The 2,457-nt window shown below is 55.1% G+C and carries 3 protein-coding genes; 1 reads left to right on the plus strand and 2 read right to left on the minus strand.

The window, feature by feature from the left end:
• Both AAAB16_RS06835 and clpS read right to left on the minus strand, forming a co-directional pair.
• A partial coding sequence (locus AAAB16_RS06835; RefSeq protein ID WP_340662661.1) for an AAA family ATPase occupies positions 1-1,701 on the minus strand: 1,701 nt, incomplete at its 3' end.
• Positions 1,702-1,730: 29 nt separating this feature from the next.
• Positions 1,731-2,093: an ATP-dependent Clp protease adapter ClpS gene (clpS, locus tag AAAB16_RS06840; protein WP_110614431.1), complete on the minus strand. Its 363-nt coding sequence runs from the start codon at positions 2,091-2,093 to the stop codon at positions 1,731-1,733.
• 225 nt (positions 2,094-2,318) lie between these two features.
• Between clpS and AAAB16_RS06845 the strand changes: the two genes are divergently transcribed.
• The coding region (locus AAAB16_RS06845) for a cold shock domain-containing protein (RefSeq protein WP_340662662.1) at positions 2,319-2,457 on the plus strand (139 nt) is incomplete at its 3' end.

Below are 2,457 nucleotides of genomic sequence, written 5' to 3' on the forward strand. Positions count from 1 at the left end.
CAGCAGCAATACGCAATGCGGCATCTTGGTGATGGCTTCGGTGAGCAAACCGCCCTGGTCAAAACCGACATAGCCTGGAGGCGCGCCGATCAAACGGGAAACGGTATGGCGCTCCATATACTCGGACATGTCGAACCGCACCAACTCAATACCCATCGCCTTAGCCAACTGCCGCGCCGCTTCGGTTTTACCCACACCGGTAGGTCCGGCGAACAGGAAGGAACCGACCGGCTTATCGGGCGATTTAAGCCCAGCTCGGGACAGTTTGATCGCGGTAGACAGCGAGTCAATCGCTGCGTCCTGACCAAACACGGTCAGTTTCAAATCACGTTCAAGGTTACGCAGCAGCTCTTTGTCAGAACTGGAGACATGTTTCGGGGGAATACGCGCGATTTTCGCCACGATGTCCTCGACATGCTCTACCTCAATACGCGCCACACGCTTTTCGACCGGCTGTAGACGCTGGTAAGCGCCCGCTTCGTCGATAACGTCGATAGCCTTATCAGGCATATGGCGATCATTGATATAGCGCGAGGCGAGCTCAGCGGCGGCACGCAGCGACTCGTCGCTGTACTCCAGACCGTGATGCTGCTCAAAGCGGCCTTTCAAGCCACGCAAGATGCCAATGGTGTCTTCCACCGACGGCTCAACCACATCGACTTTCTGGAAGCGCCGAGCCAGAGCTCGATCCTTCTCGAAAATGCCGCGGAATTCTTGAAAGGTAGTCGAACCGATGCAGCGGATTTCTCCGGACGACAGCATTGGCTTGAGCAGATTAGAGGCATCCATTACGCCGCCCGACGCTGCACCGGCACCAATAATGGTGTGGATTTCGTCGATAAACAAAATGGCGTGCGGGCGTTTGCGTAACTCGTTGAGCAAGGCCTTCAGACGCTTCTCAAAATCGCCGCGGTATTTGGTACCGGCTAGCAGCGCACCAAGATCCAGGGAATAAACCACGCTGTCAGACAGCAGATCCGGCACCTGACCGTCGACAATGCGTTTAGCCAGGCCTTCGGCGATGGCGGTTTTACCGACACCTGCCTCTCCCACCAGCAACGGATTGTTCTTACGGCGACGGGCGAGAATTTGCGCCACACGCTCAACTTCGCTTTCACGCCCTACCAGCGGATCGATACGACCCAAGCGGGCCGCCTCATTAAGGTTGCTGGCGTAGGCATCCAGCGGATTGCTCGACGAGGAAGATTCGCCACCCTCTTCGTCTTGCATTTCCTGATCGCTGTCGGTGTGATCGGCGTGCCCTGGAACTTTAGAAATGCCGTGCGCGATGAAGTTGACCACATCGATACGCGCGACACTTTGTTGTTTGAGCAGAAATACCGCTTGGCTTTCCTGCTCACTGAAAATGGCCACCAATACGTTGGCACCGGTGACTTCACGCTTGCCCGAACTCTGCACGTGGAATACCGCGCGCTGCAACACACGCTGGAAGCCCAGGGTTGGCTGAGTTTCGCGCTCTTCGTCGTGTTGAGGGATCAGGGGCGTAGTGGAGTCAATAAACTCCTGAAGATCATTGCGTAGCTTGTCCAGATTAGCGCCGCAGGCGCGCAGGACCGAGGCGGCAGCCTCGTTATCCAACAAGGCCAGCAGAAGGTGCTCAACCGTCATGAACTCATGACGCTTGGTGCGGGCCTCCTTGAAGGCCAGATTGAGGGTGACTTCGAGCTCTCGATTCAACATAGCTTCACCTCATAACCAAGCAGTCGCAATTAACCGTCTTTCTCTATCTCACAGAGTAGCGGGTGTTGGCTTTCTCTCGCGTATTGGTTGACCTGAGTTGCCTTGGTCTCCGCAACATCGCGGGTGAACACGCCGCACACTGCCCGTCCCTCTGTATGAACGGTCAGCATGATCTTTGTTGCTACTTCTCGATTCAGGCTGAAAAACACCTCGAGTATTTCGACAACGAAATCCATCGGTGTGTAGTCATCGTTGAACAAAACCACCTTATACATCGGTGGCGCCTGCAATGCCGGCTTGGCTTCCTGCAAGGCCAAGCCAGAGGCGTCATCCTCATGCGGCTCGGGATGATCCTGATTGAATGTTAGTCGAATCTGGCTACTTACACGCATGGGGAAAGAAATGTTCGTCATTGTAGGAGTGGGACGACAGCCAGTTTTTGACCGACTTCGCAGACGGTCGTGCCGTCGCCTTGACTATCAGTAAATCAGTGTTACAAACAGTGAATACCCAATCGAGGGTATCAGGGTCCGCGCGCATACCAAAGCGGCGTTTTAGGCGCGGAGTCGTAACGGATAATACCCCAGTGGTGGGTGTATTTGCAGAGGGATAACAGCATGCTTAGCGGTAAGGTCAAGTGGTTCAACAACGCCAAGGGCTACGGATTTATCCTGGCCGACGGCCGAGATGAGGACCTGTTCGCCCACTACTCGGCTATCCAGATGGACGGTTACAAAACCCTAAAAGCAGGCCAGC

Origin of the sequence: Pseudomonas sp., assembly GCF_037994325.1 — a bacterium.
Lineage (GTDB): Bacteria > Pseudomonadota > Gammaproteobacteria > Pseudomonadales > Pseudomonadaceae > Aquipseudomonas.

Coding starts and splice junctions, on each gene's coding strand:
- clpS (WP_110614431.1), bottom strand. CDS start 2,093: ATGCGTGTAAGTAGCCAGATTCGACTAACATTCAATCAGGATCATCCC.